Origin of the sequence: Labilibaculum sp. K2S (assembly GCF_030372765.1) — a bacterium.
Lineage (GTDB): Bacteria > Bacteroidota > Bacteroidia > Bacteroidales > Marinifilaceae > Labilibaculum.
Genome location: NZ_JAUCMW010000061.1, coordinates 1 through 1,613, shown reverse-complemented (window position 1 = coordinate 1,613; position 1,613 = coordinate 1). Strand labels below are relative to the sequence as shown.

Annotated in this window: 1 protein-coding gene; it reads left to right on the top strand. The window is 33.8% G+C overall.

Annotated features, from left to right (window positions below):
• The first annotated feature begins 80 nt into the window (after window positions 1-80).
• Window positions 81-1,538 (top strand): hypothetical protein, encoded by a 1,458-nt coding sequence (locus QUH73_RS20655; protein ID WP_289532341.1) that lies wholly within the window; start codon window positions 81-83, stop codon window positions 1,536-1,538.
• Window positions 1,539-1,613 lie beyond the last annotated feature (75 nt).

Here is a 1,613-nt window from a genome sequence, read left to right as displayed (position 1 = left end):
CCTAAATAATGTTTTGTTAATTTTAAAAAACGAAAGGATAAAACACTTTTACGTTGGCAAACATTTAAAATAATACAACAATGAATACAATATTGACATTTATTGGAATTATTGCTCTATTTGCGATTGGGAAATTCGTATATGACACATATTTTACAAACAATGCACAGAAGAATTGGGACGAATACAAGAAAAATAATCCTGAAAGTGGAGCTCGTATTGAGAGGAATAAAGGATTTGATATTAGCACTAAATCAAGATCGAGAGAAGAAGATAAAAAAAGAAGTTTGCTAAGAATGGCAGAAAATATTGAGTGTTCACCTCTACAAGTAAAAGAAAACTATATCCAAGGATTAAGCCAGCAAAAAGCTTCTGTAATTGAGTTGAAACGATCGATTCAAATGATCAGGGAGAAAAAATATGAGGAATCAATGGTATTTGATATTGACCCAGACGATACAGTTTCTGCTCTTATAGAAGAATGGACTAAAGAATTCATTGAGAATAAAGAATACATAGACCATAATAGAACAAAACCTGAAGTTATGAAGGAGTTATTGACTGAAAAACCTAAAATAATTGTGGAACGATTTTTAGGTACTCGCGAGGGGCAAAATCCAAATTACAAAAGAGTAATGATTTCCCAAACCTTGAAACGAGACAGTAATGATTCATTATTATTCAGCAATTTAGGAGATAATCTTACAGAAAGGCGTGTGGCTGTTCAGTCAATTCACGTTGACCAAATTGAAGCTTTCGGTATCGAAATCGGTTGCGATTTATGTGAAAAAGTTGATGCTGATTTGAAAATCAAAGTTACAGAACTTACTAGCACAGAATATAGCCAGCTGAGTAATAGCGAAAGGCGTGGTTTTAGCAAGAAAGAAGACTTTGAAACTGGTGCCGAATTGTATGATAAAAATGAAGAGAATATTTATAGAAAGACAGAAGTTAGTCCAATTGGAGAAGAGGATAAGCTAGTCCAACATCTCTTAACTGAGGAAAATGATAAGTCTCATAATAAAATGGTTTTTACAAAGGAAGAATCCAATAAGGGAGTAAGAACAGAAGGGAATACTAATTTACAAGACATCTTAAGAAACAATCCCGATCTTATGGATTCCCTAATGAATAATATAGCGTCTATTGAAAATCCTGCAGAAGAATATAGAATTAAGGCAATAGACAAAATATATGACGATAAGGACTACATTGGCGCCATACAGATAATCAACAAGGGGCTTGAGTATAAAGATCGTGAAACAAAACCATTCCTTTACCATTTAAGAGCTGAATGTCAATTGAATCTTCAAAAAAACAAAGAAGCCTTAATCGACATGAACGAGGCGATTAGGTTGATAACTAAAAACTTGCCTGACAGGTATTTTACAATAAGTGAATTCTTGAAAGAAAGGTCTGAAATTAAAGAGAAGATCGGAGACATTTCAGGAGCAGCACAAGATGAGAAAATAGCTAATGAATACTATATCAAATTTGAAGAAAACAAGTCTGAAGATGATGATGGTTTGCCCTTTTAAATAGAATGAAAACGTTTGCCAATCGAATAGCCCGCCCCGCTAATAATCACTAGCAGGGAGAGGCTTTCACACCAC

Bases quoted from the DNA above. Each gene is read 5' to 3' on its own strand.
- QUH73_RS20655 (WP_289532341.1), top strand. From the start codon at position 81: ATGAATACAATATTGACATTTATTGGAATTATTGCTCTATTTGCGATT.